Origin of the sequence: Streptomyces sp. NPDC012508 (assembly GCF_042902595.1) — a bacterium.
GTDB lineage: Bacteria > Actinomycetota > Actinomycetes > Streptomycetales > Streptomycetaceae > Streptomyces.
Genome location: NZ_JBIBEO010000011.1, coordinates 288,479 through 313,324 on the forward strand (window position 1 = coordinate 288,479; position 24,846 = coordinate 313,324).

General features: G+C 70.7%; 30 protein-coding genes. 13 read left to right on the forward strand and 17 right to left on the reverse strand.

Translation table 11 applies throughout. The annotated features are described in order from the left end of the window. Positions 1 to 67 precede the first annotated feature (67 nt). The 3 genes from ACFY8U_RS33340 to ACFY8U_RS33350 are packed head-to-tail and all read left to right on the forward strand — an operon-like array spanning position 68 to position 3,354. Positions 68 to 2,356, forward strand: a complete 2,289-nt coding sequence (locus tag ACFY8U_RS33340; RefSeq protein WP_389575914.1) for an FG-GAP-like repeat-containing protein — start codon at positions 68 to 70, stop codon at positions 2,354 to 2,356. A gap of 52 nt (positions 2,357 to 2,408) precedes the next feature. Beyond that, complete coding sequence (locus ACFY8U_RS33345) at positions 2,409 to 3,062, forward strand: pyridoxal 5'-phosphate synthase (protein WP_389575915.1); 654 nt, start codon at positions 2,409 to 2,411, stop codon at positions 3,060 to 3,062. Positions 3,063 to 3,105: 43 nt separating this feature from the next. Continuing rightward, positions 3,106 to 3,354, forward strand: coding sequence for an SCO4226 family nickel-binding protein (locus ACFY8U_RS33350; RefSeq protein WP_389575916.1), 249 nt, complete (start codon positions 3,106 to 3,108; stop codon positions 3,352 to 3,354). Here the strand turns inward: ACFY8U_RS33350 and ACFY8U_RS33355 are convergent. Beyond that, on the reverse strand, positions 3,344 to 5,236 hold the full coding sequence (locus tag ACFY8U_RS33355; RefSeq protein WP_389575917.1) for an AMP-dependent synthetase/ligase: 1,893 nt from the start codon (positions 5,234 to 5,236) through the stop codon (positions 3,344 to 3,346). The genes ACFY8U_RS33350 and ACFY8U_RS33355 overlap by 11 nt on opposite strands. A gap of 95 nt (positions 5,237 to 5,331) precedes the next feature. On the opposite strand from ACFY8U_RS33355, the gene ACFY8U_RS33360 reads away from it, so the two are divergent. Continuing rightward, positions 5,332 to 6,213 (forward strand): MaoC/PaaZ C-terminal domain-containing protein, encoded by an 882-nt coding sequence (locus ACFY8U_RS33360; RefSeq protein ID WP_389575918.1) that lies wholly within the window; start codon positions 5,332 to 5,334, stop codon positions 6,211 to 6,213. Here ACFY8U_RS33360 and ACFY8U_RS33365 read toward each other — a convergent pair. From ACFY8U_RS33365 to ACFY8U_RS33380, 4 genes are all read right to left on the reverse strand, one after another. Beyond that, positions 6,173 to 6,808, reverse strand: coding sequence for a TetR/AcrR family transcriptional regulator (locus ACFY8U_RS33365; RefSeq protein WP_389575987.1), 636 nt, complete (start codon positions 6,806 to 6,808; stop codon positions 6,173 to 6,175). The genes ACFY8U_RS33360 and ACFY8U_RS33365 overlap by 41 nt on opposite strands. Positions 6,809 to 6,891: 83 nt before the next feature. Further along, positions 6,892 to 7,761 carry a hypothetical protein gene (locus tag ACFY8U_RS33370; protein WP_389575919.1) on the reverse strand — a complete coding sequence of 290 codons (870 nt, stop codon included), beginning with the start codon at positions 7,759 to 7,761 and terminating at the stop codon, positions 6,892 to 6,894. Between the two features lie 362 nt (positions 7,762 to 8,123). Beyond that, on the reverse strand, positions 8,124 to 8,891 hold the full coding sequence (locus ACFY8U_RS33375; protein WP_389575920.1) for a GntR family transcriptional regulator: 768 nt from the start codon (positions 8,889 to 8,891) through the stop codon (positions 8,124 to 8,126). Beyond that, positions 8,891 to 9,436: a GntR family transcriptional regulator gene (locus ACFY8U_RS33380; RefSeq protein ID WP_389575921.1), complete on the reverse strand. Its 546-nt coding sequence runs from the start codon at positions 9,434 to 9,436 to the stop codon at positions 8,891 to 8,893. Before ACFY8U_RS33380 ends, ACFY8U_RS33375 begins: the two co-directional genes overlap by 1 nt. A 253-nt stretch (positions 9,437 to 9,689) precedes the next feature. Here ACFY8U_RS33380 and ACFY8U_RS33385 point away from each other — a divergent pair, with 253 nt between their 5' ends. Further along, positions 9,690 to 9,932 carry a hypothetical protein gene (locus tag ACFY8U_RS33385; RefSeq protein WP_389575922.1) on the forward strand — a complete coding sequence of 81 codons (243 nt, stop codon included), beginning with the start codon at positions 9,690 to 9,692 and terminating at the stop codon, positions 9,930 to 9,932. A 39-nt stretch (positions 9,933 to 9,971) separates the two neighbouring features. On the opposite strand, the gene ACFY8U_RS33390 is transcribed toward ACFY8U_RS33385, so the two are convergent. The 5 genes from ACFY8U_RS33390 to ACFY8U_RS33410 form a co-directional block, all read right to left on the reverse strand. Beyond that, on the reverse strand, positions 9,972 to 11,288 hold the full coding sequence (locus ACFY8U_RS33390; RefSeq protein WP_389575923.1) for a dicarboxylate/amino acid:cation symporter: 1,317 nt from the start codon (positions 11,286 to 11,288) through the stop codon (positions 9,972 to 9,974). Between the two features lie 352 nt (positions 11,289 to 11,640). Then, positions 11,641 to 11,886, reverse strand: coding sequence for a DUF4229 domain-containing protein (locus tag ACFY8U_RS33395; RefSeq protein ID WP_389575988.1), 246 nt, complete (start codon positions 11,884 to 11,886; stop codon positions 11,641 to 11,643). A 105-nt stretch (positions 11,887 to 11,991) separates the two neighbouring features. Then, complete coding sequence (locus ACFY8U_RS33400) at positions 11,992 to 12,516, reverse strand: GNAT family N-acetyltransferase (protein ID WP_389575924.1); 525 nt, start codon at positions 12,514 to 12,516, stop codon at positions 11,992 to 11,994. A gap of 4 nt (positions 12,517 to 12,520) precedes the next feature. Further along, on the reverse strand, positions 12,521 to 13,684 hold the full coding sequence (gene mqnE / locus ACFY8U_RS33405; RefSeq protein ID WP_352187094.1) for an aminofutalosine synthase MqnE: 1,164 nt from the start codon (positions 13,682 to 13,684) through the stop codon (positions 12,521 to 12,523). 48 nt (positions 13,685 to 13,732) lie between these two features. Continuing rightward, positions 13,733 to 14,188 (reverse strand): Lrp/AsnC family transcriptional regulator, encoded by a 456-nt coding sequence (locus tag ACFY8U_RS33410; RefSeq protein ID WP_361438252.1) that lies wholly within the window; start codon positions 14,186 to 14,188, stop codon positions 13,733 to 13,735. 114 nt (positions 14,189 to 14,302) lie between these two features. On the opposite strand from ACFY8U_RS33410, the gene ACFY8U_RS33415 reads away from it, so the two are divergent. After that, positions 14,303 to 14,443, forward strand: coding sequence for a hypothetical protein (locus ACFY8U_RS33415; RefSeq protein WP_361607080.1), 141 nt, complete (start codon positions 14,303 to 14,305; stop codon positions 14,441 to 14,443). Here the strand turns inward: ACFY8U_RS33415 and ACFY8U_RS33420 are convergent. Then, complete coding sequence (locus ACFY8U_RS33420; protein ID WP_361438248.1) at positions 14,440 to 15,120, reverse strand: UbiX family flavin prenyltransferase; 681 nt, start codon at positions 15,118 to 15,120, stop codon at positions 14,440 to 14,442. The two genes, ACFY8U_RS33415 and ACFY8U_RS33420, sit on opposite strands and share 4 nt — an antisense overlap. A 95-nt stretch (positions 15,121 to 15,215) precedes the next feature. Here ACFY8U_RS33420 and ACFY8U_RS33425 point away from each other — a divergent pair, with 95 nt between their 5' ends. After that, a complete protein-coding gene (locus tag ACFY8U_RS33425) occupies positions 15,216 to 15,821 on the forward strand; it encodes a rhomboid family intramembrane serine protease (protein ID WP_389575925.1) in 606 nt (201 codons plus the stop codon). Here the strand turns inward: ACFY8U_RS33425 and mqnP are convergent. Both mqnP and ACFY8U_RS33435 read right to left on the reverse strand, forming a co-directional pair. Next, a complete protein-coding gene (gene mqnP, locus ACFY8U_RS33430; RefSeq protein ID WP_361438244.1) occupies positions 15,811 to 16,713 on the reverse strand; it encodes a menaquinone biosynthesis prenyltransferase MqnP in 903 nt (300 codons plus the stop codon). The two genes, ACFY8U_RS33425 and mqnP, sit on opposite strands and share 11 nt — an antisense overlap. Continuing rightward, positions 16,710 to 18,161: a menaquinone biosynthesis decarboxylase gene (locus ACFY8U_RS33435; protein WP_389575926.1), complete on the reverse strand. Its 1,452-nt coding sequence runs from the start codon at positions 18,159 to 18,161 to the stop codon at positions 16,710 to 16,712. Before ACFY8U_RS33435 ends, mqnP begins: the two co-directional genes overlap by 4 nt. A gap of 89 nt (positions 18,162 to 18,250) precedes the next feature. Here ACFY8U_RS33435 and ACFY8U_RS33440 point away from each other — a divergent pair, with 89 nt between their 5' ends. Together ACFY8U_RS33440 and ACFY8U_RS33445 are read left to right on the forward strand one after the other, a co-directional pair. Continuing rightward, entirely contained in the window at positions 18,251 to 18,661 is a 411-nt protein-coding gene (locus ACFY8U_RS33440; RefSeq protein WP_361607089.1) for a PLD nuclease N-terminal domain-containing protein, read from the forward strand. Beyond that, positions 18,661 to 19,548: a LysR family transcriptional regulator gene (locus ACFY8U_RS33445; protein ID WP_389575927.1), complete on the forward strand. Its 888-nt coding sequence runs from the start codon at positions 18,661 to 18,663 to the stop codon at positions 19,546 to 19,548. The genes ACFY8U_RS33440 and ACFY8U_RS33445 overlap by 1 nt, the downstream gene beginning before the upstream one ends. On the opposite strand, the gene ACFY8U_RS33450 is transcribed toward ACFY8U_RS33445, so the two are convergent. From ACFY8U_RS33450 to ACFY8U_RS33460, 3 genes are all read right to left on the reverse strand, one after another. Continuing rightward, a complete protein-coding gene (locus ACFY8U_RS33450; RefSeq protein ID WP_389575928.1) occupies positions 19,442 to 20,380 on the reverse strand; it encodes a DMT family transporter in 939 nt (312 codons plus the stop codon). The two genes, ACFY8U_RS33445 and ACFY8U_RS33450, sit on opposite strands and share 107 nt — an antisense overlap. Before the next feature lie 96 nt (positions 20,381 to 20,476). Next, on the reverse strand, positions 20,477 to 21,064 hold the full coding sequence (locus ACFY8U_RS33455; RefSeq protein ID WP_389575929.1) for a hypothetical protein: 588 nt from the start codon (positions 21,062 to 21,064) through the stop codon (positions 20,477 to 20,479). A gap of 107 nt (positions 21,065 to 21,171) precedes the next feature. Then, on the reverse strand, positions 21,172 to 21,750 hold the full coding sequence (locus tag ACFY8U_RS33460) for a TetR/AcrR family transcriptional regulator (RefSeq protein WP_389575930.1): 579 nt from the start codon (positions 21,748 to 21,750) through the stop codon (positions 21,172 to 21,174). A gap of 91 nt (positions 21,751 to 21,841) precedes the next feature. On the opposite strand from ACFY8U_RS33460, the gene ACFY8U_RS33465 reads away from it, so the two are divergent. Beyond that, positions 21,842 to 22,288 carry an anthrone oxygenase family protein gene (locus ACFY8U_RS33465; protein WP_389575931.1) on the forward strand — a complete coding sequence of 149 codons (447 nt, stop codon included), beginning with the start codon at positions 21,842 to 21,844 and terminating at the stop codon, positions 22,286 to 22,288. A gap of 366 nt (positions 22,289 to 22,654) precedes the next feature. Here the strand turns inward: ACFY8U_RS33465 and ACFY8U_RS33470 are convergent, their stop codons facing one another. After that, positions 22,655 to 22,999, reverse strand: a complete 345-nt coding sequence (locus tag ACFY8U_RS33470; protein ID WP_389575932.1) for a hypothetical protein — start codon at positions 22,997 to 22,999, stop codon at positions 22,655 to 22,657. 162 nt (positions 23,000 to 23,161) lie between these two features. On the opposite strand from ACFY8U_RS33470, the gene ACFY8U_RS33475 reads away from it, so the two are divergent. Genes ACFY8U_RS33475 through ACFY8U_RS33485 form a run of 3 tightly spaced genes read left to right on the forward strand, consistent with a single transcriptional unit; the run spans position 23,162 to position 24,806 of the window. Beyond that, positions 23,162 to 23,422, forward strand: coding sequence for a GntR family transcriptional regulator (locus ACFY8U_RS33475; RefSeq protein ID WP_389575933.1), 261 nt, complete (start codon positions 23,162 to 23,164; stop codon positions 23,420 to 23,422). A gap of 30 nt (positions 23,423 to 23,452) precedes the next feature. Beyond that, a complete protein-coding gene (locus ACFY8U_RS33480) occupies positions 23,453 to 23,905 on the forward strand; it encodes a nucleoside deaminase (RefSeq protein WP_389575934.1) in 453 nt (150 codons plus the stop codon). Then, positions 23,898 to 24,806: an isopenicillin N synthase family dioxygenase gene (locus ACFY8U_RS33485; protein ID WP_389575935.1), complete on the forward strand. Its 909-nt coding sequence runs from the start codon at positions 23,898 to 23,900 to the stop codon at positions 24,804 to 24,806. The genes ACFY8U_RS33480 and ACFY8U_RS33485 overlap by 8 nt, the downstream gene beginning before the upstream one ends. The last annotated feature ends 40 nt before the right edge of the window (positions 24,807 to 24,846 follow it).

Below are 24,846 nucleotides of genomic sequence, written 5' to 3' on the forward strand. Positions count from 1 at the left end.
CCCTCCCCCGACAGGAAGTCGGCCGAAAGTACCCGCTACTGTCCTGCGCTCTAGGGGAGGAAGAATCTTGAAGAACGCGCACAGACACGGCCGCCGCCTGACGGCCCTGGCCGTCACCGCCGTCCTCGCGGCCACCGCGGGGACCCTGGCCGCGCCTTCGGCCGTGGCCGCCGCTCCGGCCACCACCGCCGACACGACGCCGCAGGAGACCGCCGTACGGTTCCCGCTGAACGCGGAGATCGTCAGCGCCGGCACCACCGGCTTCCTGTCGAAGACCAACTCCGCCGCTCCCGAGTACCGCTGGACGCGGTACGCGGACGGCACCTCGGCCGTGCTGCCCGCCGCCGCGTTCGTGACCGGCGGGGTCTCGGACTTCGTGGTGACGGGCGACGAGGCCGACCCGATGGACAACCGGGTCCTGAGGATCCACGACATGGCCGCTCCTTCGGCCGCTCCGGTCGAGGTGGACCTCGACGAACTGGGCGACGGCTACTGGTTCGCAGGCGCGGTCGGCTCGACGCTGATCGTCCTCGTGGATTCCCCGGAGGGGGGCTGGCTCCCGCACCTCATCACCGTGGAGGGCGGCTCCGTCACCGACCGCCCGGTGACCGGCATGCCGCAGGGGGCCTGCGACCTCAACGGGACGGCGTACTCCAAGGACACCGCCGTGTTCGACTGCGGGCTCGGCCTGAACGAGATCCGTGGCAAGGCCGTCGTCGATCTCGCCACGGCCGCCGTCGTGTCCACCCACGTCCAGGCCGGCTCTCCCGCCCGCCTGTGGGAGGCAGCCGTCTCCGGAACGCATGTGGCATGGCACGAGTGGGTGGACGGGGAGCGGGTGATCGGCGCGGCACGGCGCGGCTCGACCGAGACCAGACGGATCCGGACGAAGGGCTACTACGAGGACGACTTCCGGCTGGTGGGCGGTTGGGTGACCCTCGGCGAACCGTCCCGGCTCGACCAGGGCGGAGGCTCGTACCAAGGAGGAACAGCCACGCCGCCACGGCCCCTCACCGCCGAGTCGGCCGAGACCGGTGAGACCGTCGAGCTGCTCACCCACCTCTCCTCCTCCGTCCCCGCCCCGGACGGCTCCCTGATGGTGCGGGGCGGCACCCTTGCCAAGGGCGACGGCCTCTACCGGGTGGCCCTGGGCGCGGACGGGAAGCCGGCCGCCACCCTGGTCGCGCCGACCGGTCAGGCGACCGCCGTGACCCTCCTCGGCAGCACCGTCCCGTCCGTGATCACCGGTGAACAGCTCGCCAAGGGCGTCGACCTGAGCTGGGACCTGTCCCGGAGCGACGCGTACGTGTGGGCGACGCTGGTCCACGTACGGACGGGCCAGCGCCGGCAGTGGCAGCTCGTCCAGACGACGACCTCCACCACGGCACCGCGCAAGGTCAGCCTCCACTGGAACGGCAAGGACCTGTCGTCCCCCGACTCCGCGAGCCCCGCCCTCAACGGTGAGTACACCTGGGAGCTCACCGCGCGGCCGGACGACGGCATCGGCCCGGAGCTGACGGCCACCGGACGGTTCACCGTGACCCGCCCCGTCGCCCCGCACGACCACGACGACAACGGGACGCCCGACGTCTTCGTCCGCGACACGTCGGGGGCCCTCATCCGCGTCGGGACGCACCTGTCCGAGGCGGGCGACAACCTCGTCCACACGGGTGCCTGGAACGTCGGCGGCGGCTGGCAGATCTACGACCGGATGGAGTCCGTCGGCAACGTGGCGGGCACGTCCGTGAGCGACGCGATCGCCCGGGACAGGAGCGGGGCACTCTGGCTCTACCAGGGCACCGGCGCGGGAACGAAGCCGCTCCTCACCCGGACGAAGATCGGCGGCGGCTGGCAGGTCTACGACCAGCTCGCGGGCGGCGGCGACCTGACCAACGACGGCAAGGCCGACCTGGTCGCCACCGACAAGGCGGGCGTCCTCTGGCTCTACCCCGGCACGGGCAACGCCGGCGCCCCGTTCTCCGCGCGGAAGAAGATCGGCACCGGATGGGGGATCTACAACCAGCTCACCGCCACCGGCAACCTCGCCGGCGGCGCCGCCGGCGACCTCGTCGCGCGGGACAAGGACGGTGTCCTCTGGCTGTACCTGGGCAAGGGTGACGGCACCTTCACCGCCCGGACGCGGATCGGCAGCGGCTGGAACACGTACAACGACATCATCGGGATCGGCGACGGCAACGGCGACGGCCGTCCCGACCTGCTCGCGCTGAAGCGGGGGGCCGCCACCGGCGCCGGGTCGTACTTCTACGCGGGCACCGGCGACCGGACCGCGCCCTTCAAGAGCAGGAAGTCCAACGGCGTGCTCCTGGACGACCTCTTCTACGAGGCCGGGTTCTGACGACCTGAGGCCGGGGCGTCGCGGCGCCGACGCTCCGGCCTAAGGTCTCCGCATGAGCGACTTCGACCGCGCCCTCCGTTCCCTGCGGGTCTGGGAGACCGAACTGCCCGTCTTCGATCCCGGGACCGCGCCCGACGAGCCCCTGCCCCTCTTCCACGACTGGTTCGTGTCGGCGGCCGGGGCCGGGCAGGCCGAGCCGCACACCATGTCCCTGGCGACCGTGGACGAGGACGGACGGCCCGACGTCCGTACGGTGATGCTCCACGGCGCCGACGAGCGCGGCTGGCACTTCGCCTCGCACGCCACCAGTGCGAAAGGCCGCCAGCTCGCCGCCCGCCCCGAGGCCGCGCTCGGCTTCTACTGGCCGCGCCAGGGCCGCCAGGTCCGGGTCCGCGGCCGGGTCTCGGCATCGCCGCGGGACGAGGCGTACGCCGACCTGCACGCCCGCACGACCGGGGCGCTGGCCTCGGCGCTCGTGGGCCGGCAGAGCGAGGTGCTGGGGTCGCTGGAGGAGCTGCGCCGGGTGAGCGAGGCGGCCTGGCGGCGGGCGGAGGCGGAGCCGGGCGCCCACGCCGAGAGCTGGACGCTCTACGTCCTGGAACCGGCCGAGGTCGAGTTCTTCCAGGGCGACGAGCGGCGGCGCCACGTCCGCCTGCGCTACCGCCGGGAGACAGGCGGCTGGATCACCGAGCTGCTCTGGCCGTGACGGGCGACCGGGGCGCACCATGAGAGGAGGAGGTGTGAGAACCATGGGTACGTACATGGATGTCCACCGGAACATGGTGGGGATCACCGCCGACCAGCTGCGGGAAGCGCACGCGGCCGACCTCGCGATCGAGAAGGACGAGGGCGTCCACTTCGAGAAGGCCTGGGCCGACCCGGAGTCCGGCACGGTCTACTGCCTCTCCCACGGGCCCTCGCCCGAGGCGGTCCAGCGCATTCACGCCCGCACCGGGCACGCCGCCGACGAGATCCACGAAGTGAGCCTCATGGTGTGACCGCCGCGCCCTCGCCCCCGTACATCTCCTCGATCTCTCGGGCGAAGTCACGCAGCACCGCGCCCCGCCTCAGCTTCAGCGAGGGCGTCAGATGACCGCTGGTCTCGGACCACTCGGCGGTCAGGACGCGGAATGCGCGGACCGCCTCGGCCCGTGACACCAGCCGGTTGGCGTCGTCCACGGCGCGCTGGAGCGCGGCGAGGAGCTCCTCGTCCCGCGCGAGCTCACGGAGCGCGATGTGGTCCTTCTTCCGCATCCGCCGCCAGTGGACGAGTCCTTCGTGGTCCAGGGTGAGCAGCGCGGTGACGTACGGACGGTTGTCGCCGAGGACCATGCACTGGCCGACCAGGGGATGGGCACGGATCCAGTCCTCCAGGGGTGCGGGGGCGACGTTCTTGCCCGCCGAGGTGATGAGGATGTCCTTCGTACGGCCGGTGATCCGCAGATAGCCGTCCTCGTCCAGCGCGCCCAGGTCCCCGGTCGGGAACCAGCCCTCGTCGGTGTAGGGCAGGGCGACCCCCCGCTGGGCGTCCCAGTAGCCGGCGAAGACATGGCCGCCCTTGAGCCAGACCTCACCGTCGTCGGCGATCCGCACCGCCGTGCCGGGCAGCGGCCGGCCGACGGTCCCGGTGCGCGGCAGGCGCGGCGGGGTGACCGTCGCGGCGGCGCAGGTCTCCGTCAGGCCGTACCCCTCGTAGACCTCGATGCCCGCGCCCGAGTAGAACTCCGAGAGCCGCGTCCCCAGCGGCGACCCGCCGCAGATCACGTGCCGGACCCGGCCGCCGAGCGCGTCCCTGATCCGCCGGTAGACCAGCGGGTCGTACAGCGCCCGTGCGGCGCGCAGCCCCAGCGAGGGTTCGTCCTCGTGCCCGTACCGACGGGCGACGCGGGCCGCGCGGTCGAAGGAGCCGGCCCGGCCGCTCCGCTCCGCCGTCGCCCGGGCGGAGTTGTACACCTTCTCCAGGACGTACGGGATGGCCAGCAGGAACGTGGGCCGGAAGCCGGCCAGGTCGGCGAGCAGGTCGCCGTTCTCGATGGACGGCGCGTGCCCGAGCCGTACCCGCGCCCGCACGCAGCCGATCGCGACCATCCGGCCGAAGACGTGCGCGAGGGGCAGGAAGAGCAGGGTCGCCGGGACCTCCTTGCTGACCTCCCGGAAGACGGGGTGGAGGAACGCGATGGCGTTGTCGACCTCGGCGAAGAAGTTGGCGTGGGTCAGGGCGCAGCCCTTGGGGCGGCCGGTGGTGCCCGAGGTGTAGACGAGGGTGGCGATGGTCTCGGGGGTGAGCAGGCCGCGGCGGGCGGTCACGGCCTCGTCGGGGACGTGCGCCCCGGCCTTGCGCAGCTGGTCGACGGCGCCGGCGTCGAGGACCCAGAGGTGGGCGAGGCCGGGCAGCCCGCGGCGCTCGGCGGAGACCATCCGGCCCAGGGCGGTGTCCTCCACGACACAGGCGGTCGCGCCGGAGTCCTGGAGGATCCAGCGGGTCTGGAAGGCGGAGGAGGTGGGGTAGACGGGGACGGTGATCAGCCCGGCGGCCCAGGCGGCGAAGTCGAGAAGGGTCCACTCGTAGGTGGTACGGGCCATCAGGGCGAGCCGGTCCCCGGGGCGCAGGCCCGCGGCGATCAACCCCTTGGCCACGGAGTGGACTTCGGCGGCGAAGGCGGAGGCGGTGACGTCCTCCCAGGTGCCGTCGGTCCCCTTGCGCCCGCCGCCGGACCGCTTGCGCCCGAAGACGACGGCACCCGGCTCGGCTCGGGCGTTGTCGTAGGGGATGTCGGCGAGCGAGCCGCGCCGGACCGGGGGAGCGAGCGGGGGCACGGAGGCCTCGCGCACCCTTCCGGCGACGACGGTGACGTACGGCTGCGGCTCGTTGTCGGGCACGTGCGGCTCCTCGGCCGTCGGGATGGACACCGGCTACTGACGTACGAGTAACCTTACTTTTCAGTAAATCTAAGACCGGGCAGGGAGTTGGGACAATGGCCACGCGTGACGCGCTGACGGACCTCCTCGCCCTGGCCGGCGCCGTGACCCGCGCCCCGTTCACCCGGGCCCGCCCGGACACCCCGCCGCCCCGGACCCGGATCACACGCGGCCCGCTGCGCGTCGACGAGGACCGCCTCGCCGCCTACGCCCGCCTCTGCGGCTTCCCGTACCGCACCGGCGGACCGCTCCCCCTGACCTACCCCCACGTCCTCGGCTTCCCGTCGGCGATGCGGCTGATGAGCCGCCGGGACTTCCCGCTCCCTCTGCTCGGGCTCGTCCACACCTGGATCACGATCACCCGGCACGCCCCGCTCACGGCGGCCGACCGCCCCGAACTCACCGTGTACGCACGGGAGACGAGGCCCCACCGCCGGGGCACCGAGGTCACGATGGTGACGGAGGCACGCCTCGACGGCCGCCTCGTGTGGGAGTCGGCGAGCGGCTACCTGGCGCGCCACGCACGCACGGGGGACACCCGGCCCCCGCAGACCCCGCTCCTGCCCCCGCCCCTGCCCACGACCACGGAGTGGCACCTCCCCCCGGACCTGGGCCGCCGCTACGCCGCCGTCTCCGGCGACCGGAACCCGATCCACCTCCACCCGCTCACCGCCCGGGCCTTCGGCTTCCCGAGGACGGTGGCGCACGGCATGTGGACGTTCGCACGCTGCCTGGCGGAACGGGACGGCGAGGGTGAATTCCCTTACGCACGAGGAGAGTTCAAGGCACCGGTCCTGCTACCGCGCACGGTCCGTCACGGCGCCGACGGCGAGGGCCACTTCCAGCTGAGCTCCGGCGACCGCCTGCACCTGGCGGGCTTCACCGGCTTCAGCGGCTTCAGTGGGGAGTACGAGGAGACCAGCGCTCGCTCTTCATGAGGTTGCCGAGCCCGGCCCAGGAGAAGTTCATCAGCGTCGCCGCCGACTCCCAGGCCGTCATCCCCGGCGTCTCGTTGGCCCAGCAGGCCAGCGACTCCGCCGCGCCGACCAGCGCCTGGGAGAGCCCGGCGACGTCCCGCTCGGCCAGCTCCGGATCCCGGTCCGTCTCGCGGTGCGTCTCCCGCGCGGCGGCCCCGATCAGCGTCCCCACGTACGCCACGATCTCGTCCCGCATCCGCGCCGCCTCGCCCGCGAACGGCTCCCCGTGCGTCCGCGCCTGCCGGCTCAGGACCGCCCACCCGTCGGGGTGCTCGGCGGTGTGCGTGAAGAAGGCCAGCAGCCCGGCCCACAGCTGCTCCTCGGCCGGCAGCCGCGCGTCGACCCCGGCGGCGACGGCGGCGAGCAGTGCCTGCGCCTCCCGCCGGATGCAGGCGGTGAAGAGCTCTTCCTTGGAGTTCAGATACAGATAGACCAGCGGCTTCGAGACACCGGCGAGCTCGGCGATCTCGTCCATGGACGCGGCCTGATACCCCCGCTGCCCGAAGGTCTGCACGGCGGCGTCCATCATCTGCCGCTCCCGCACCGCCCGCGGCATCCGCTTGACCTTCGCGCCAGCCACCTCGGCCACCCTTCCCACCCCACTCGCCTGCACCGGGGAAGAGCCTACGTGCGGTTGCCTCAGGCCGCGGCCCTGCAGTCGCCGCACCGCTCCTCGGGATCGTGGCTGCGGAAGGCGCGTTCACAGCCGTCGCAGGTGGTCAGGGGCGGCGGACCGGGCGGCGGCGCGGGTGCGACGGGGAGTGGCGGCGGCAGCAAGGTCGTGAGGCGGTACTCCAGGAAACGCGCCGGGTGATGGATGGGGACGGGCTCCGGCGGCAGGTTCGCGGTGAGGGTGCGGGCGATCTGGCCGGGGGACACGGAGCGGTCCAGCCAGGTCTCGACGGCGGGAGAGAGCCGCTCGACGTCCCCGGCGGAGAGCAGCAGACGGGGGTCCGAGAGCCGGAGCCGGACGAGGAGATCGGCGGCGGGGCCGCTGGGAGCGGGCCGGACAGGCGTGTGCGCCCGGGGCACCACCGGCCTCGGGCAGGCAGCCTTCGGCGAGGGACCGGGCTTCCGCCCGGCAACACGGTCCGGCTCGGGGTGGGGATCGGGCTCGGGCTCGGGCTCGCGGTCGGGTTCGGGATCCGGCTCGGGAGCGGAGTCCGCCTCGGGTGCGATGCCGGGCTTGTCGTACGAGAGCGTGCGGGTGGCGAACTTGCCGCCGCCGACGGGGAGTCGGGGGCGGGCCAGGTACCCGGTACTCTCCAGCTCGTTGAGCGCCCGGCGGACGGTCCTCTCGCCCTCCCGGAATCGCAGCGCGAGCGCCTTGGCGGTCACGGAGACCCCGTCCGGAAGCGACTGGATGTACACGGCGAGCCCGATCGCGGCGGCGGAGAGCTCCTCGTGCTGGGCGAGGTGGTTGCCGACGACCGTGAAGCGTTCGGTGTGGCGGTGCCGGATGTGGATCACACCGGACCGGGGCGCGCCCTCGGGAATCACGTGGGACACGGGATGCGCGGACACGGCCGCGTTAGACTGCGGTTCAGCCATTGGGAAGGTGTCGACTTCCTGATCGGTAGGCCCTCGGTCAGGATTGCCGTCCTGCCGGGGGCCGAGTTGCATATGCCGTTGTTGCGGCAGACCGTACCGCACCGATCCACGTTCCCGACACTGCGTCACCCGTTCGTGTGACGTGGGCAGTTGGGGGGTCGGGGGGGGCTGGTTGGAAGGGTTCTCTCCCGTTCCTTTTCCTGATGAACCCCGCGCGACCGGAGCGCGTAACGACGCGCCCCGGAGGCCTGGTTGAGATCCGCCACGATGCGGTCCTCGACGGCGGCGGCGAGGACCGGGCCGCACCGGCCGGCCTTCAGCTACTCCACGATCGACCTGTACCGCATCCTGTAGCGATGCGCCGCCTTCGTCATCAGCGTGACCTCGATCGGGCGCCGGTCGTCGGAATAGACCACCCGGAAGGCGAGCAGGACCGGCATGTCCTTCGGCAGCTCCAGCGCGACGACCTCCTCTTCCGTCGGGATCTCCGACGACAGCTCGTCGACGAACTCTCGTGGGGGAAATCCGAGGGAGTCGAGCAGCGCCGGCGTACCGCCACGGATGCGCCTCGTCTCCAGCACTGCCGTGCCCTCGACCAGGCTCAGCGGGTAGTACGACCTCGTGAGTTCCGTCGGCTCCTCGTCCAGGAACAGAACCTGTTTGCGGAGCACGGCTCGCTCGCCGTCCTCCAGCCCCAGGGCCTCGGCCACTTCCTGCGGCGGGACGACGACGTCGACGTCGAGAAGCTGTGACCGGCCGGCCTGTTGCCGTTTCGCGGCCTCGGACATCCACGGGTAGGGCTCGCCCGGGCCCGCCGACTTCATGTAGAGCATCGGCTCGATGGCCTGCTGTACGTGCTGCCGCACATAGACGCCCCGGCCGGCGAGCCCTTCCAGCAGACCCTCCGCCTTCAGCATCTGGAGAGCCTTCTGGACAGTGGTGTTGGCGACGCCGCCGTACTGTTCCATCAGCTCGGCCGTCGATCCCAGCTTGCTGCCCGGAGGGAGTTCTCCGCGGGCGATCTGCCGCCGGATCTCCGCAGCGATCTTCTGGTGCGGAGATCTCGCGTCCTTGAACTCTCTGGCCATCACGCTCCCTGCCTTCCGAGCCGGTACGTGAGGTGCCGGTCGGCCGGCATGGTCATCAGGGAGACCTCCATCGGGGTCCCGTCGGCGGTCCGCGTCAAGCGGAGCAGGTGCATGACGGCGCTCCCCGCGGGCAGGCCCAGGTGCTCGCACTCGTCGGCTGTGGCGAGGGCGGCACTGACGTCCTCCACGACCTCGGCGCCGGTGTACCCCAAGTCTCTGAGCAAGCTGACGGCACCACCGGGTACCTTCCGCTGTTCCGCGAGCGGCGTGCCGCCGGCGATGGCGAGGGGGTAGTAGGAGTCGGCCAACTCCACGGGCTGGTCATCGAGCAGGATCAGCCGGCGCCTGACGATCACATGCTCACCGGCAGCCAACTGCAGTGCGGCTCGGACAGCGTCTGGGGCATGCACTTCGCCCGCCTGGAGCAGCCGCTGACCGCCACGGCGCCCCCGGCGATCGGCCTCATCGGTCCATGCGTCACTCTGGCCAGGTTCGCGCGGGGCCAGGTACGGCGCGGTCTCACTGATCCACGCGTCGCCCGACATGCTCCTACCTCCAACTCGCTGGTGTGGTGCGACCTTACTTGCCCATTGGGTCGCACCAGCCAAGCCTTAAGCGCTTGCCGCTTAAGGCGGCTTACGCTTAAGGTACGGCCATGGAGACATCGGACACCGATGAACAGCAGCCGGGCACTCCTGCAACACTGACGGGCTTGAGCCCGGCCCTCCTTGCTCGCGCCGAGGCCGGATGGCAGAAGTTTCTCGAGCGGTGGCCCGACACCCACGAGGAGCCGGGGCAGTGAACCCGGTGGACGCCGAAGGCCGGGAGGACCACCCTCTCCTTCACCACATGGTCCGCGACATCGCGAGCCGGGGCGAAGGGGAGTTGACGGCCGTCGTCCACGAGATGCACGGCGGCCGACGCATCCGTATCGCCCACATCCAGAACGCGAACGGCATCACCTGGTCGACCGCAGCCGACAACATCGCGCCTGCCCCCGAAAAACAGGCCCCCCAACGCGCGATGCCCACACCCCCGTGACCGGGGGCATGGGCATCAAGCAGGCTGCGCGCCTGAGCGTTACGCGGCGAGGGCAGGCTCGCGGTCCTCGATCGGGGAGGACGACGCGGAGTTGTACGCGTCGACGTCCAGGATCTTCTCGCGGGCCGCGACGACGACCGGGACCAGCGCCTGACCGGCGACGTTCGTCGCCGTCCTGATCATGTCCAGGATCGGGTCGATCGCCATCAGCAGACCCACGCCCTCCAGCGGGAGGCCCAGCGTGGAGAGGGTCAGGGTCAGCATGACCGTCGCGCCGGTGAGGCCCGCGGTGGCCGCGGAGCCGACGACCGAGACGAAGGCGATCAGCAGGTAGTCCTGGATGCCCAGCTGCACGTCGAAGATCTGCGCGATGAAGATCGCGGCGAGCGCCGGGTAGATCGCGGCGCAGCCGTCCATCTTGGTCGTGGCGCCGAACGGGACCGCGAAGGAGGCGTACTCCTTCGGGACGCCGAGGCGCTCGGTGACCTTCTGGGTGACCGGCATCGTGCCGACGGAGGAGCGGGAGACGAAGGCCAGCTGGATGGCCGGCCAGGCGCCCTTGAAGAACTGGATCGGGTTGACCTTGGCGACCGTCGCGAGCAGCAGCGGGTAGACGCCGAAGAGGACCAGGGCGCAGCCGATGTAGACGTCGGCGGTGAAGGTCGCGTACTTGCCGATCAGCTCCCAGCCGTAGTCGGCGATGGCGAAGCCGATGAGGCCGACGGTGCCGATGGGAGCGAGGCGGATGACCCACCACAGGGCCTTCTGGAGCAGCTCCAGGACCGACTCGGAGAGGGCGAGGATCGGCTTGGCGCGGTCACCGAGCTTCAGCGCGGCGATGCCGGCGACGGCGGCCATGAAGACGATCTGGAGGACGTTCAGCTCGGTGAAGGGCGTGATGACGTCGGACGGGATGATCCCGGTCAGGAAGTCGATCCAGGTGCCCTCGCGCTTCGGCAGCTCGCCGTCCTGCGGGGTGAGGCCGGTGCCGGCGCCCGGGTTGGTGATCAGGCCGATCGCGAGGCCGATGCCGACCGCGATCAGCGAGGTGATCATGAACCAGACCAGGGTCTGGGCGGCCAGCCGGGCGGCGTTGTTGACCTTGCGCAGGTTGGTGATCGACACCAGGATCGCGAAGAAGACGAGGGGGGCGACGGCCAGCTTCAGGAGCTGGACGAAGATGTCGCCGACCTGGCCGAGAGTCTCCTTCAGCCAGCTGATGTCCTGGCTGCGGGCGAGCCAGCCGAGCAGGACACCGAGCACGAGACCGGCGACGATCTGGGCCCAGAAGGGGATCTTGGGTATTCGGGAGGAAGTCGGGGACTTCGCCTCGGGCGTGGACGCGGACGCGGACACAGACACACTCCAGCGGTGCGTATCGGGGTAATACGGGGACGGGGGTGCGGTACACACGCGTTCTTGCGGTACCGCCGCATGATGCCGGGGTCAGAGCTCGCGGCAACAGACCGCGGACATACAGCGGCACAGATCGACATGCAGGCGCGCCACGAGCGGGGTGCTCGCGGCATCGGGAAGGCGCAGTGCTGTCGTCATGGCAGGTACGTTAACACTTGAACTTTGAGAACCTCAAAGCCCTTCTTTGAGATGCCGAGAGCGTTCCCTGCCTCCGAAACGCAGAACACCCCGGTCAGGAGCCTTCGAAGCTCCTGACCGGGGTGTTTGTACTGTGATGAAACTTACCCGGACCTTACGCGTCCTCGCGCGACCGGTTCTCCGCCAGACGGTCCTTCGCCCGGTCCACCTTGGCCACGATCTGTTCGGACATCGCGTCCCGCTGCCCCCGCAGCAGCACGAAGCTGAGCGGCGCGGAGATCACGATGGCGAGGAGGAGCACCCAGAGCAGGTTCGAGTCGCCGAGGCCGCGGGGCAGCACGCCGACGTAGACCAGGCCCCAGAGGACGAAGAAGCAGCCGACGAAGACGCCGAGGCGCATGAGGGTGTAGCGGAGGGTCGCAGCACCCGTTCCGTTCGCGGCCACGACGGCCCCTTTCTCTGTCTGTTCGTTTCGCCCCACCAGTGAAGCATGGGACAAACGTGATCAATGCAGGGGGAGCAGCATGAAGATGTCGTCGCGGTCGTCACCCTCGGCCACCCGGATCGCGCCGGGCACCCGCCCGACCTCCTTGTAGCCGCAGGAGCCGTAGAAGCGGTCGACGCCGGTACCGCCGCGGCAGGTGAGCCGGATCGCCTCGATCCCGTCGAAGCCGCGGACCGCGTCCTCGACGGCGGCCATCAGGTCGCGGCCGTACCCCTTGCCCTGGTGGGAGGGGTGGACCATGACCGTGTAGAGCCAGACCCAGTGCGTCATCAGCCGGTGCGTGTTGTACGCGACGAAGGTGGTGGCGGCGACGGTGCCGTCCTCCTCGTACCCGACGACCAGCCGCATCCGGCCCTCGGCCATCGCGGCGAGGTGCTTGACGAGCTCGGGCCGGATCGTGTCCGCGTCGACCGGCGGGACGAAGCCGACGGCCCCGCCCGCGTTGGAGACGTCCGCCCACAGGCGCAGGACGCCGTCACGCAGCGCGGGGGTGACCGGCGGGTCGAGTGCGAAGGTGAGGCTCATGGGGTCAGACCCGCATCGGCTGGGGCGACTCGCGGCGGTCCGCGTCCGGTCCCGGGTACTCGCGGATGATCTCGTACCGGGTGTTGCGCTCCACCGGACGGAAGCCGGCGTCACGGATCAGCTCGAGGAGGTCCTCGCGGCCCAGCTTGTTCGGCGTGCCGTAGTTGTCGGCGTCGTGCGTGATCTTGTACTCGACGACCGAGCCGTCCATGTCGTCGGCGCCGTGCTGGAGCGCGAGCTGGGCGGTCTGGACGCCGTGCATGACCCAGAAGACCTTGACGTGCGGCACGTTGTCGAAGAGGAGGCGGGAGACGGCGAAGGTCTTCAGCGCCTCCGCGCCGGTCGCCATCGTCGTGCGCGCCTGGAGCTTGTTGCGGACCTTGCCGTCCTGCATGTCGACGAAGTCGTGCTGGTAGCGCAGCGGGATGAAGACCTGGAAGCCGCCGGTCTCGTCCTGGAGTTCACGCAGCCGCAGCACGTGGTCGACCCGGTGCCGGGGCTCCTCGATGTGCCCGTACAGCATCGTGCTCGGGGTCTTCAGACCCTTCGAGTGCGCCAGGCGGTGGATCCGGGACCAGTCCTCCCAGTGGGTGCGGTGGTCCACGATGTGCTGGCGGACCTCCCAGTCGAAGATCTCCGCGCCACCGCCGGTGAGGGACTCCAGGCCGGCCTCGATCAGCTCGTCGAGGATGTCGGAGGCCGACATGCCCGAGATGGTCTCGAAGTGGTGGATCTCGGTGGCGGTGAAGGCCTTGAGGGAGACGTTCGGCAGCGCCTTCTTCAGCTCGGAGAGCGAGCGCGGGTAGTAGCGCCAGGGCAGGTTGGGGTGGAGCCCGTTGACGATGTGCAGCTCGGTGAGGTTCTCGTTCTCCATCGCCTTGGCGAGGCGGACGGCCTCCTCGATGCGCATCGTGTACGCGTCCTTCTCGCCCGGCTTGCGCTGGAACGAGCAGTACGCACAGGACGCGGTGCACACGTTCGTCATGTTGAGGTGGCGGTTGACGTTGAAGTGGACGACGTCACCGTTCTTGCGGGTCCGGACCTCGTGGGCCAGGCCGCCGAGCCAGGCCAGGTCGTCGGACTCGTACAGAGCGATGCCGTCCTCGCGGCTCAGCCGCTCTCCGGAACGGACCTTCTGCTCCAGCTCGCGCTTGAGTCCCGCGTCCATGCGGCCGCCTCCCATGTCTGACGATTTCAGGCTCCACCCACCGTACTCTCAGCCCTCCTCGGGCAGATCCCCGACCCGGTTCTCCCACTTGGTGGAGAGCACGATCGTCGTACGGGTACGGGAGACGCCCTTGGTGCCGGAGAGCCGGCGGATGGTCTTCTCCAGCCCGTCGACGTCGCTGACCCGGACCTTGAGCATGTACGAGTCGTCGCCGGCGATGAACCAGCAGTCCTCGATCTCGGCGAGGTCCTTCAGCCGGCGGGCCACGTCCTCGTGGTCGGCGGCGTCGGAGAGCGAGATGCCGATGAGGGCGGTGACGCCGAGGCCGAGCGAGGCCGCGTCGACCGTCGCGCGGTAGCCGGTGATGACTCCGGCCGCCTCCAGACGGTTGATGCGGTCGGTGACGGAGGGGCCGGAGAGCCCGACGAGCCGGCCGAGTTCGGCGTACGAAGCCCTGCCGTTCTCGCGCAGAGCCTGGATGAGCTGCCTGTCCACGGCGTCCATAGGTATGAAGCCTTCCATTGTCCAGCGATACCGCGAGTTTAGGTATAGAATCTAAGGTACACAGGGGTCGACACCCTGTGAATCTTTCAATTGAACAAAGACGATCTTTCAGGAGTGGTGTTCACCGTGTACACGATCGAGATGGCCCATGCCCGTATGCGCGAGCTGCAGGAGATGGCCAACCGCTCGCGTGCCCACCGTCCGTCCGCCTCCGCCCGCCGCGCCGCCAAGAAGCGCGCCGCCGAGAAGCGCTAGCCCTCCCGGGAGGCAGCTCCACCGAGCTCCCCCTCCCAACGGCGGTACAGCCGGTGCGGCACCCCTGCCGCGTCGAGCACCCGCCCGGCGACGAAGTCCACCAGATCCTGGATGTGCGTCGCCCCCGCGTAGAACGCCGGAGAGGCGGGCAGCACCACGGCGCCCGCCTCGTCCAGCGCCACCAGATGCTTGAGCGTCTGCCCGTTCAGCGGGGTCTCCCGCACCGCGACCACCAGCGGCCGCCGCTCCTTGAGCGTCACGCTCGCCGCCCGCTGGAGCAGGTCCTTCGAAAGCCCCAGCGCCACGCCCGCCACCGAGGCGGTGGACGCCGGCACGATCAGCATCCCCTTCACGGGGTACGAGCCGCTGCTCGGCCCGGCGGCCAGGTCCCCGGCCGCCCAGTACCGCACGTCGTCGATGTCGGGCGCGAACGTTCCCGGCTTCCCGTCGGCGCCCCGCGCCAGCCAGGCCACCAGGTCCTCGCGCCAGTGCGCGTCCCGGAAGGCGATCCCCGTCTCGTCGAGCAGCGTCAGCCGCGACGCCCGCGAGACGACCAGGTCGACGCTCTCCCCCGCTGCCAGCAGTCCCCTCAGAACGGCGGCGGCGTACGGGGTTCCTGACGCCCCGGACACCCCGACCACCCAGGGACGACGCTGCTCTTCCTCTACCGGCTCCACGCCGACGAGCCTATCCGGCGGCTCCCGACGAGAACTCCGCACGGGGTCCCGTACGTTCTCTCCTGTACAGGACGGAACACCGCAGGGGGATGGTCATGGCAGAGCTCGAAACACCACGGTGGCGTACGTCCGACCGGGCGAGGACGGCGATACAGCTCATGGCGGGCTGGGTGGCCCTGCTCTGGGCCCTCGAAGTCGTCGACCTCGCCACCGGCCACGCGCTCGACGCGTACGGCATCGTCGCCCGCGACCCGGACAGCCTCGGCGGGATCCTCGCCGCGCCGTTCCTGCACTTCGGCTTCGGGCACGTCGCCTCCAACAGCGTCCCGCTGCTGATCTTCGGCTTCCTCGCCGCCCTCGGCGGCATCCGCCGCTTCCTCGCCGTCTGCGCGCTGATCATCGTCGCCGACGGCGTCGGCGTCTGGCTCATCTCCCCGTCGGACTCGATCACCGCGGGCGCCTCCGGCCTGGTCTTCGGCCTCTTCGGCTACCTGGTGGTCCGCGGCTTCGTGGAGCGCAAGCCCCTCGGCATCGCCGTGGGGGTGACGATCGCCGCGCTCTGGGGCGGCACGATCCTGCTCGGCATCTCCCCCGCCAACACCACGGTCAGCTGGCAGGGCCACCTCGTCGGCCTGGTGGCCGGCGTCGGGGCGGCCTTCCTCTTCCGCCCGCAGCGCCGGCAGGCCGCCCTCACACCGTGAGGCCCCGCATCACCAGGTCGATCAGCGCGCACAGGAACAGCGAGATGCCGATGAAGCCGTTCGTCGTGAAGAACGCCCGGTTCAGGCGGGACAGGTCGTGCGGCTTCACGATCGTGTGCTCGTAGCAGAACGCCGCGATCACGATCACCAGGCCGATCCAGAAGAACAGCCCGGCCTCCGTGGCCAGCGCGTACCAGACCAGCAGCCCCGTCGTCACGACCGCCGAGGCCCGCGCGCCCCAGAGCGCCGCCGGGACGCCGAAGCGGGCGGGCACCGACATGACGCCCTCGGCACGGTCGGCCTGGACGTCCTGGCAGGCGAAGATCAGGTCGAAGCCGCCGATCCAGATCCCGACCGCGAACCCGAGGATCACCGCGTCCCAGGACCACTCCCCGGTCACCGCGAGCCAGGCCCCGATCGGCCCTATGGCCTGCGCGACGCCGAGGATCGCGTGCGGGAAGTTCGTGAACCGCTTGCCGTACGGATAGACCACCATCGGCACCACGGCGAGCGGCGCCAGCGCCAGGCAGAGCGGGTTGAGCAGCGCCGCGGCCCCGAGGAAGACGACGACGGCGATCCCGGCACCGGTCCACGCGGACCGCACCGACACGGCGCCGGTCACCAGCTCACGGCCGGCCGTCCGCGGGTTACGGGCGTCGATCTCGCGGTCGATGATCCGGTTGCAGGCCATCGCGAAGGTCCGCAGCCCGACCATGCAGATGGTGACGAGGAGCAGCTTCCCCCAGTGGATGTTCCGGTCCAGCTGGAACATCGCGGTCAGCGAGGCGATGTAGGCGAAGGGCAGCGCGAAGACCGAGTGCTCGATCATCACGAGGCGCAGGAACGCCTTCGTACGGCCCGGCTCCGCGCCGGGTACGGCCGCGGTGGTCACAGGCCGTACTCCTTCCAGCGGCGGTCCACGAGCGCGGCCGTCGCCGGGTCCGACTCGACCATGTCCGGCCAGCCGCCGTCCCGGGTGTAGCCCTCCTCGGGAAGCTTCTTCGTGGCGTCGATGCCCGCCTTGCCGCCCCAGAACTGCTGGTACGAGGCGTGGTCCAGGTGGTCCACCGGCCCCTCGACGACCGTCAGGTCACGGGAGTAGTCGGTGTTCCCGAGCGCGCGCCAGGACACCTCGTGCAGGTCGTGGACGTCGCAGTCCTTGTCCACCACGATGATCAGCTTGGTCAGCGACATCATGTGCGCGCCCCAGATGGCGTGCATGACCTTCTGCGCGTGCTTCGGGTACTTCTTGTCGATCGAGACGATCGCGCAGTTGTGGAAGCCGCCCGACTCGGGCAGGTGGTAGTCCACGATGTCCGGCACGATGATCTTGAGGAGCGGCAGGAAGAAACGCTCCGTCGCCCGCCCCAGCGGCCCGTCCTCCGTCGGCGGCCGGCCGACCACGATCGACTGGAGCAGCGGACGCTTCCGCATGGTGACGCAGTCGATCTTCAGCGCGGGGAACGGCTCCTGCGGCGTGTAGAAACCGGTGTGGTCGCCGAAGGGACCCTCCGGGAGCATCTCGCCCGGCTCCAGCCAGCCCTCGATGACGACCTCGGCCTGCGCCGGCACCTGGAGCGGCACCGTCTTGCAGTCGACCATCTCGATCCGCTTGCCCTGCACGAACCCCGCGAACAGGTACTCGTCGATGTCGCCCGGCAGCGGCGCCGTCGACGCGTACGTCACGGCGGGCGGGCAGCCGAAGGCGATCGCGACCGGCAGCCGCTCGCCCCGCTCCGCCGCCACCGCGTAGTGGTTCCGGCTGTCCTTGTGGATCTGCCAGTGCATGCCGATGGTGCGCTTGTCGTGGCGTTGGAGGCGGTAGAGGCCGAGGTTCCGGACCCCGGTCTCCGGGTGCTTCGTGTGCGTGAGACCCAGGTTGAAGAAGGACCCGCCGTCCTTCGGCCAGGTGAAGAGCGCGGGCAGCCGGTCCAGGTCGACGTCCTCGCCGGTGAGGACGACCTCCTGGACGGGAGCGTCCTTCACCTTCTTCGGCGGCACGTGGACCATCGAGCCGAGCTTGCCGAACGCCTCGCGCACACCGACGAAGCCCTGCGGCAGCTCGGGCTTGAGCAGCCCGCCGATCTTCTCGCTGATCTCGCCGTACGACTTCAGGCCGAGGGCCTTGAGCAGCCGGCGGTCCGTCCCGAAGACGTTCATCGCGAGCGGCATGGCGGAGCCCTTGACGTTCTCGAAGAGAAGCGCCGGCCCTCCCGCCTTGTTCACCCGGTCGACGATCTCCCCGACCTCCAGGTACGGATCGACTTCGGCCTTGATGCGCTTGAGGTCGCCTTCGCGCTCCAGCGCCCTGAGGAGCGAGCGGAGATCGTCGTAAGCCATGGGGCCCAGTATCGGCCACCGGCTACGCTGGACCTGTCACCGGGGCCGACGAAACGTACCCCGCCACTGGATCCAGGGGGCTGTCCCACATGCTCAGGGCGCTGATGTTCATCCTGCCGCTGGCGCTGACGATCTACGCGTTCATCGACTGTCTCAACACCCCCGAGGACGAGGCGAAGCACCTGCCCAAGGTCGTCTGGGTCATCATCATCCTGCTCTTCTGGATCGTCGGCCCGGTCGTCTGGTTCGCCGCGGGCAAGATGCGCAAGACCCCCGCGGGCGGCCGCACCCCCTCCGAGTGGCACCGCAACCACCGCCAGGAGTGGGTGGCTCCCGACGACAACCCCGACTTCCTGAAGTCCCTCAAGGACGAGAACAAGAAGGACGAGGCCGTCCTCAAGGACTGGGAGGCGGACCTGCGCCGCCGCGAGGAAGAGCTGCGGAAGCGCGAGCAGGGCGGCGAGGCCAGGGACAGCGACGCCAAGGACAGCGACGGCTGATGGAGCTCCGGCTCCTGGTCACCTTCGAGAAGGTCGCCGCCGTCCTCTCCTTCACGCGCGCCGCGACGGAGCTCCGGTACGCCCAGTCCAGCGTCACGGGCCAGGTCCGCGCCCTGGAGTCCTCGCTCGGCGTGGAGCTGTTCGAACGGCTCGGCAGCCGCATCCGGCTCACCGAGGCCGGCGAGCGGCTCCTGCCGTACGCCCGCCGGATCATCGACCTGTCGGAGGAGGCGCGGGCCGCGGTCGTGGAGACCGAGGAGGAGCCCGCCGGGACGATCGCGGTGGGCACGATGGAATCGCTGACGTCCTACCGCCTGCCGCCCCTGCTGGAGCTCTTCCACCACCGCTACCCCAAGGTCCAGCTGTCGCTGCGGCCCACTCTGGGCGACGAGACCCGGCAGGCGCTGCGCCAGGGAACGTACGACATCGGCTTCCTGATGGAGCCGGAGACCGAGCACGCGGGCCTGGAGGCGGAGGTCCTGGCGGAGGAACCCCTGACTCTGGTGGCCTCCCCGCGTCATCCGCTGGCGGGGCGCACGGATCTGACGTCGGCGGACCTGGCGGCGGGACAGCTCGTGGGGACCGAGCCGGGCTGTCCGTACCGCGACCTGTTCGAGCGCGAGCTCCAGGCGTGGACCCCGCCGTTCATGGAGTTCGGCACGCTGGAGGCGACGAAGCGGGGTGTGGCGGGCGGTCTCGGCATCGCCCTGGTGCCCCGGGTCGCCGTCTCCGAGGAGCTGGCGTCCGGGGCGCTGGTGGCGCTGGACTGGCGTCCGCCGTTCACCCTCTACACGCAGATCGCGTGGAGACGGGGGAAGCGGCTTCCGGCGCATGTGCGGCTGTTCGTGGAGCAGGCGCGGCGGCTGGTGTCCGAGCAGCAAGGGTGACCTTCAGGCTCGCCAGGACGATCAGCGGGACACCGAGCGCCTGGACGAGGCCGATGTGGTGCCCGTACACCGCCCAGTCGGCGACCATCGCGACGGCGGGGTAGGTGAAGGCGAGCACGGCGATCTTCGCCGTGGGCAGCTTCTGGTAGGCGGCGTACATGAGCACGTACATGAGCCCGGTGTGGATGAGCCCGAGGCCGACGAGCCAGCCCCAGCCGGCGCCGGCCTCCGCCATGGCGCCGAAGTCGGCGAAGGGCAGCAGCAGCGGAAGCCCGACGAGGACCTGGACGAGGGCGACGAGGTGCGGCCGGACGCCGGTGATCCGCTTGGTGACGATGGTGGACAGCGCGTAGAGCACGGCGGCGGCGAGCGCGAGCCCGAGCCCCTTGAGGGAGGCGGTGTCCCCGGGCCGTATGCCGGACACGAGCACGAGCCCGACGAAGGCCACCCCGAGCCAGCCGAACTTGGCGGCGGTGATCCGCTCCCGGAAGAGGATGGCGCCGAAGACCACGAGGAAGAACGGCTGGGTGTGGTAGACGACGGTGGCGAAGGAGATCGAGGTCGCCTCGTACGCCTCGAACAGGAACACCCAGTTGAAGACGATGAACACCCCGCCGAGCGCGGCGAGCCCGAGCTTCCTCGGCGTGAACCCGTGCCCGGTGAAGTATCCGCGGGCGAGGCTGTACGCGCCGAGAGCGGCGGCCCCGAAGAGGCACCGGAAGAACACCACGTTGAAGGGGGCCGCCCCGGACTCGACGACGAAGATGCCAAGGGTGCCGGAGAGCACCATGGCGAGGGTCAGTTCGACGGTTCCCCTGGTCTCGTTTCTCATGCCGACGACGCTACGGACGGCCCCGGCGGCGGGTCCACGAGCCGGTGGGGCGACCTCCCGATGGGGCCATCGGCGGAGCCGATGGGCACTCAGGCGTCAGCAGTAGGTGAGCGGGCAGCCACGCCGGAGCGAGTGCTGTGCGGCGCGCAGATACAGGGCGACGTAGAAGGCCGCGTCCAGATCGTCGCTCCATGGGCCCGGCCGGGCAGCGGCGAGGTCCTTGGCCGCTCCGTCCAGGAACCACATGGTCAGATCGAGGTTGTCGCACATCTCCGGTGTCTCCGCCGGCAGGTCGATGACCGCCGCCAGACGCTCGGCGATCGCCAGCACCTGAGGCGCGCCGACGACCACGGTCGAGTCCGTGTAGCCGGATTCCACGGGCAGCCGCACCTCCTCGTCGAGCGAGAGCGGCACCATCACCGTCCAGCCGCAGACCGTCTCCACCTCCCCGGGCGACAGGTGCGCCTGGCACAAGGCCACGAACCCGTCCATGGAGGGGATCAGCTTCTCCTCGAAGGCCTGCCCCGAACCGCGGACGAAGTCGCCTCTCTCCGGTACCGACGCGTACGGCGGCAGACCCCGACGCACCAGCTCCTGGTTCAGCGCCGAGGCGACCTCCCCCCACCCGTCCTCTTCATCGTCGAACCAGTCCTCCGCGCCGACACCGACCAGATATACGCCCATGGCCACAACGTACGGCGCACCTCTGACACCTCATGGGCGGAACGGAAGCGGTCGTGGCGGCAGGGGCACCGGCAGGTGTGAGGTGCCCGCCCCGCCGGGGCGGTGTGTCAGACCATGGCGAGCCGGTCCACCAACAGCCGCACCCTCGGCTCAGCGTCCTCGGGCAGCAGGCGGCCCGCTCGGGTCAGGGTCGCCAGGCCGTGCAGGGCCGCCCAGAACACCTCGGTGAACATCCCCGGGTGGACGCCGTCGCCGGCGACCTCGGCGAGGCACTCGAGCAGGGCGGCGAAGGCGTCCTTCAGCGGCTCGGGGGTGTCCTCCTGCGCGTACGCCAGGCCGCCGTCGAGCTGGAACAAGGCGTCGTAGACCGCCGGATTGCGCTCGGCGAAGTCGAGATAGGCGCGGGCGAGGGCGGCGACCCGCTCGCGCGGGCCGTCCGCCGCGGAGATCGCGGCACGCACCGCCGCGGCCAGTTCGGCGGCGCCCTCCAGGGCGACGGCGCCGATGATCTCGCGCTTGCCGCGGAAGTGGCTGTAGAGGACGGGCTGGCTGTACTCGATGCGCTCGGCGAGCCGGCGGGTGGTGACCGCGTCCCAGCCCTGCTGCTCGGCGAGTTCGCGGGCCGTCGCCACGATGAGGCGCTCGCGCTCTGCCCGCTCCCGCTCCTTGCGTTCCTTTACCGACATAGCTCGATCCTAGCATCGCTAGACAACCGAGCGGCAGCAGTACTAGCGTTGCCTCATCAGCTAGCAACGCTAGATACGAGGAGGGGTCATCATGCTCGACGCGCTCGAGGTCGTCACCACCGTGGTCGTCGGTCTGATGGTGGGGGTGGAGTTCTCCGTCGCCTTCATCATGAACCGGATCCTGGACGCGCTTCCCGAGGACAGCAGCCAGGCCGGGCACGCCCACGGCGGCCGGATGCTCGGCACCCTGATGCCGTTCTGGTACATCGGCTCGCTCGTCCTCAGCGCGATCTGGGCCGTCGCCGGATGGCACCACCACGGCACCGGACTCGTCGTCACCGCCGCCGGACTGCTCATCGTCAGCGTGGTCATGTCGATCCTGCTGCTCGTCCCGATCAACAACCGGAACAGGACCTGGACCCCCGAGAACCGGCCCGCCGACTGGAAGCAGCAGTTGCAGCGCTGGAATCGCTACCACTACATCCGCGTCGGCGTCATCATCGCCGCGTTCACCCTGCTGGTCGCCGCCCTCGGCTGATACCACCGCCGGGGGCCGCCCCGTCGGCCACCCCCGGCCATCCAACCCGAGCCGCGCCCTAGCCGGTCGGAGCGTGACAGGGGCACCCGCACACGAGGTGGCGGACTCCCTGTACGCCCGACTCGCGGAGGACCCCGTCCCGGCAGCGGTCGTGCCGGCCGACGACGCACCGCGGCGACCGGAACTCCGTCTCGGGATCCGGCACGCTCACCGCACCGGCGCTCCCCGGCGTCACCCACCAGCCGTCGCCCGCACGGTCGCGGTGCGGACCGCCGTGCCCGGCGTCGAGGACACAGACCGCCCCGGCCCACACCGGCCGCACGACCTCCGCGACCGCGAACACGGACCGCCTCGCCCCGCAGCGGTTCATCGGGCACCCCCGGCATGGATGTTCCGCTGGTCGACGTCCACCCCGACGGTCGCCAGCCACAGCGCGCGTCGGCGCCTGCGCTGCACACGAGCGGCAGCCGTCAGGTAGGGGCGCTCCAGGGGCGATCCTGCGCCGTCGAGGAGCATCGCCTGCTCCCGGGCGTACGGAGACCGCCGGGGCGCGGGGGTCGGCGACACCGGCCGTCGGTGCCGGTGGTGCCGGTGCCGGGGGGTGACCGGGCGGGTGCGGTGCCTGCCGGTGGGCGGCAGGGTCAGCATCAGCAGCCAGAGGAGGACGGGGATCCAGGCCCGGCCCCACGTGCGCGCGATAGGGTTCCGCACGTCATCAACTCCCTTGATAGTTGGTGGCCATGCCCCGGGACCGTTCCAGCGGTCGCCGGGGTTTTACGTCCGGCCCAACGTAGTGCGTGATGCACCGTGATGCATCACTCTGTAGATAGAGCCACCCCAACGTGTCTTTGTATGACTATCTACTGTTGGGCCATGAGTCTTGATCCGCAGTCGGCGCGCCCGCTGTACATGCAGCTGGCGGACGTGATCGCAGCGAAGATCGCCTCGGGGGAGTTCGCCCCTGACCGGATGATCCCCACCCCCGGCCGCCTCTCCGAGGAGTACGGCATCGCCGTACTGACCGCCCGCCGGGCCATGCGTGAACTTCGCGAGCGCGGGCTGATCGTCACCGTGCCCGGCAAGGGCTCCTACGTCCTGCCCGCCACCGGAGAGAGCGCTGCCCCCGACGCGTGATCCCCTGCCCCGCCGGGGAAGTGTCCCCCCGTGGACATCGAACAGGCACGGCGGTGGCTCGGCACCGCCCTCGACGAGGCGCGGGCCGGGCGGGACGAGGGTGGCGTCCCGATCGGGGCCGCCCTCTACGCGGCCGACGGGGCGCTGCTCGGGCGGGGGCGCAATCGGCGGGTGCAGGACGGGGACCCGTCGGCGCACGGGGAGACCGCCGCCTTCCGGGCGGCCGGCCGGCAGCGCTCGTACCGGGGCACGACGATGGTGACGACCCTCTCCCCCTGCTGGTACTGCTCCGGCCTCGTGCGGCAGTTCGGGATCTCGCGGGTGGTCGTCGGGGAGGCGAAGACCTTCCACGGCGGGCACGACTGGCTGGCCGAGCACGGGGTCGAGGTGATCGTGCTCGACGATCCCGCATGCGTCGACCTCATGCGGGAGTTCATCGCGAAGCACCCCGCCCTGTGGAACGAGGACATCGGTCATGAGTGAGGCCTCCCTTCCGACCATCGATCTGGCCCGCGACCCCGCCCCGCAGCTCCCCGCCGTCGACCGCGCCCTGCGCGAGGCCGGGTTCCTGCTGGTCACCGGGCACGGGGTGGACGCGGAGCTGCGGGCGGACATCCGGGACGTCGCCCGGCGGTTCTTCCACCTCCCGGCCGCCGTCAAGGAGCGGTACGCCGTGCGGGTCGGCGGGCGGGGCTGGCTCGGGCCGGGCGCGGAGGCGAACGGGTACGCGGAGGGCACGGTCACCCCGCCCGACCTGAAGGAGTCGCTCTCCTTCGCCGCCGACGAGCCGACCGGCGTCCCGGCCGTGGACGCCGAGTGGTTCCTGCCGAACACCTGGCCCGCCGAGGTGCCCGAGCTGAAGCCCCTCGTCCAGACGTACCTCGCGCAGATGCGGGCCCTGTCGGACCGGGTTCTCGATCTGCTCGGCGTCGCCCTCGGCGAGGAGCGGGACTTCTTCACCCGGCACACCGGCCACCCCACGTTCGGCTTCAACATCAACTGGTACCCGGGGCGGGAACGGACGGGCGAGCCGGAGCCCGGCCAGTTCCGGATCGGTCCGCACACCGACTTCGGCACGGTCACCGTCCTGGACCGGCAGGCCGGCAAGGGCGGACTCCAGGTGTTCACCGACGCCGGGGGCTGGCAGGACGCGCCGTTCGACCCCGCCGCGTTCACCGTCAACATCGGCGACGTGATGGCCGGCTGGACCGGGGGACGCTGGCGTTCCGGGCGCCACCGGGTGCTCCCGCCGCCCGCCGACGCGCCCGCCGAGGAGCTGATGTCGCTCGTGTACTTCTACGAGTGCGACCCCGGGACCACCCTCCACGGGATCGACTCCCACGCCTACCTCCGGGCGCAACTCGACGCGATCGCCACGGAGTGAGAACGTCCGCGCAACAGAGTCGAAAAGCCTGCCGCTTTCC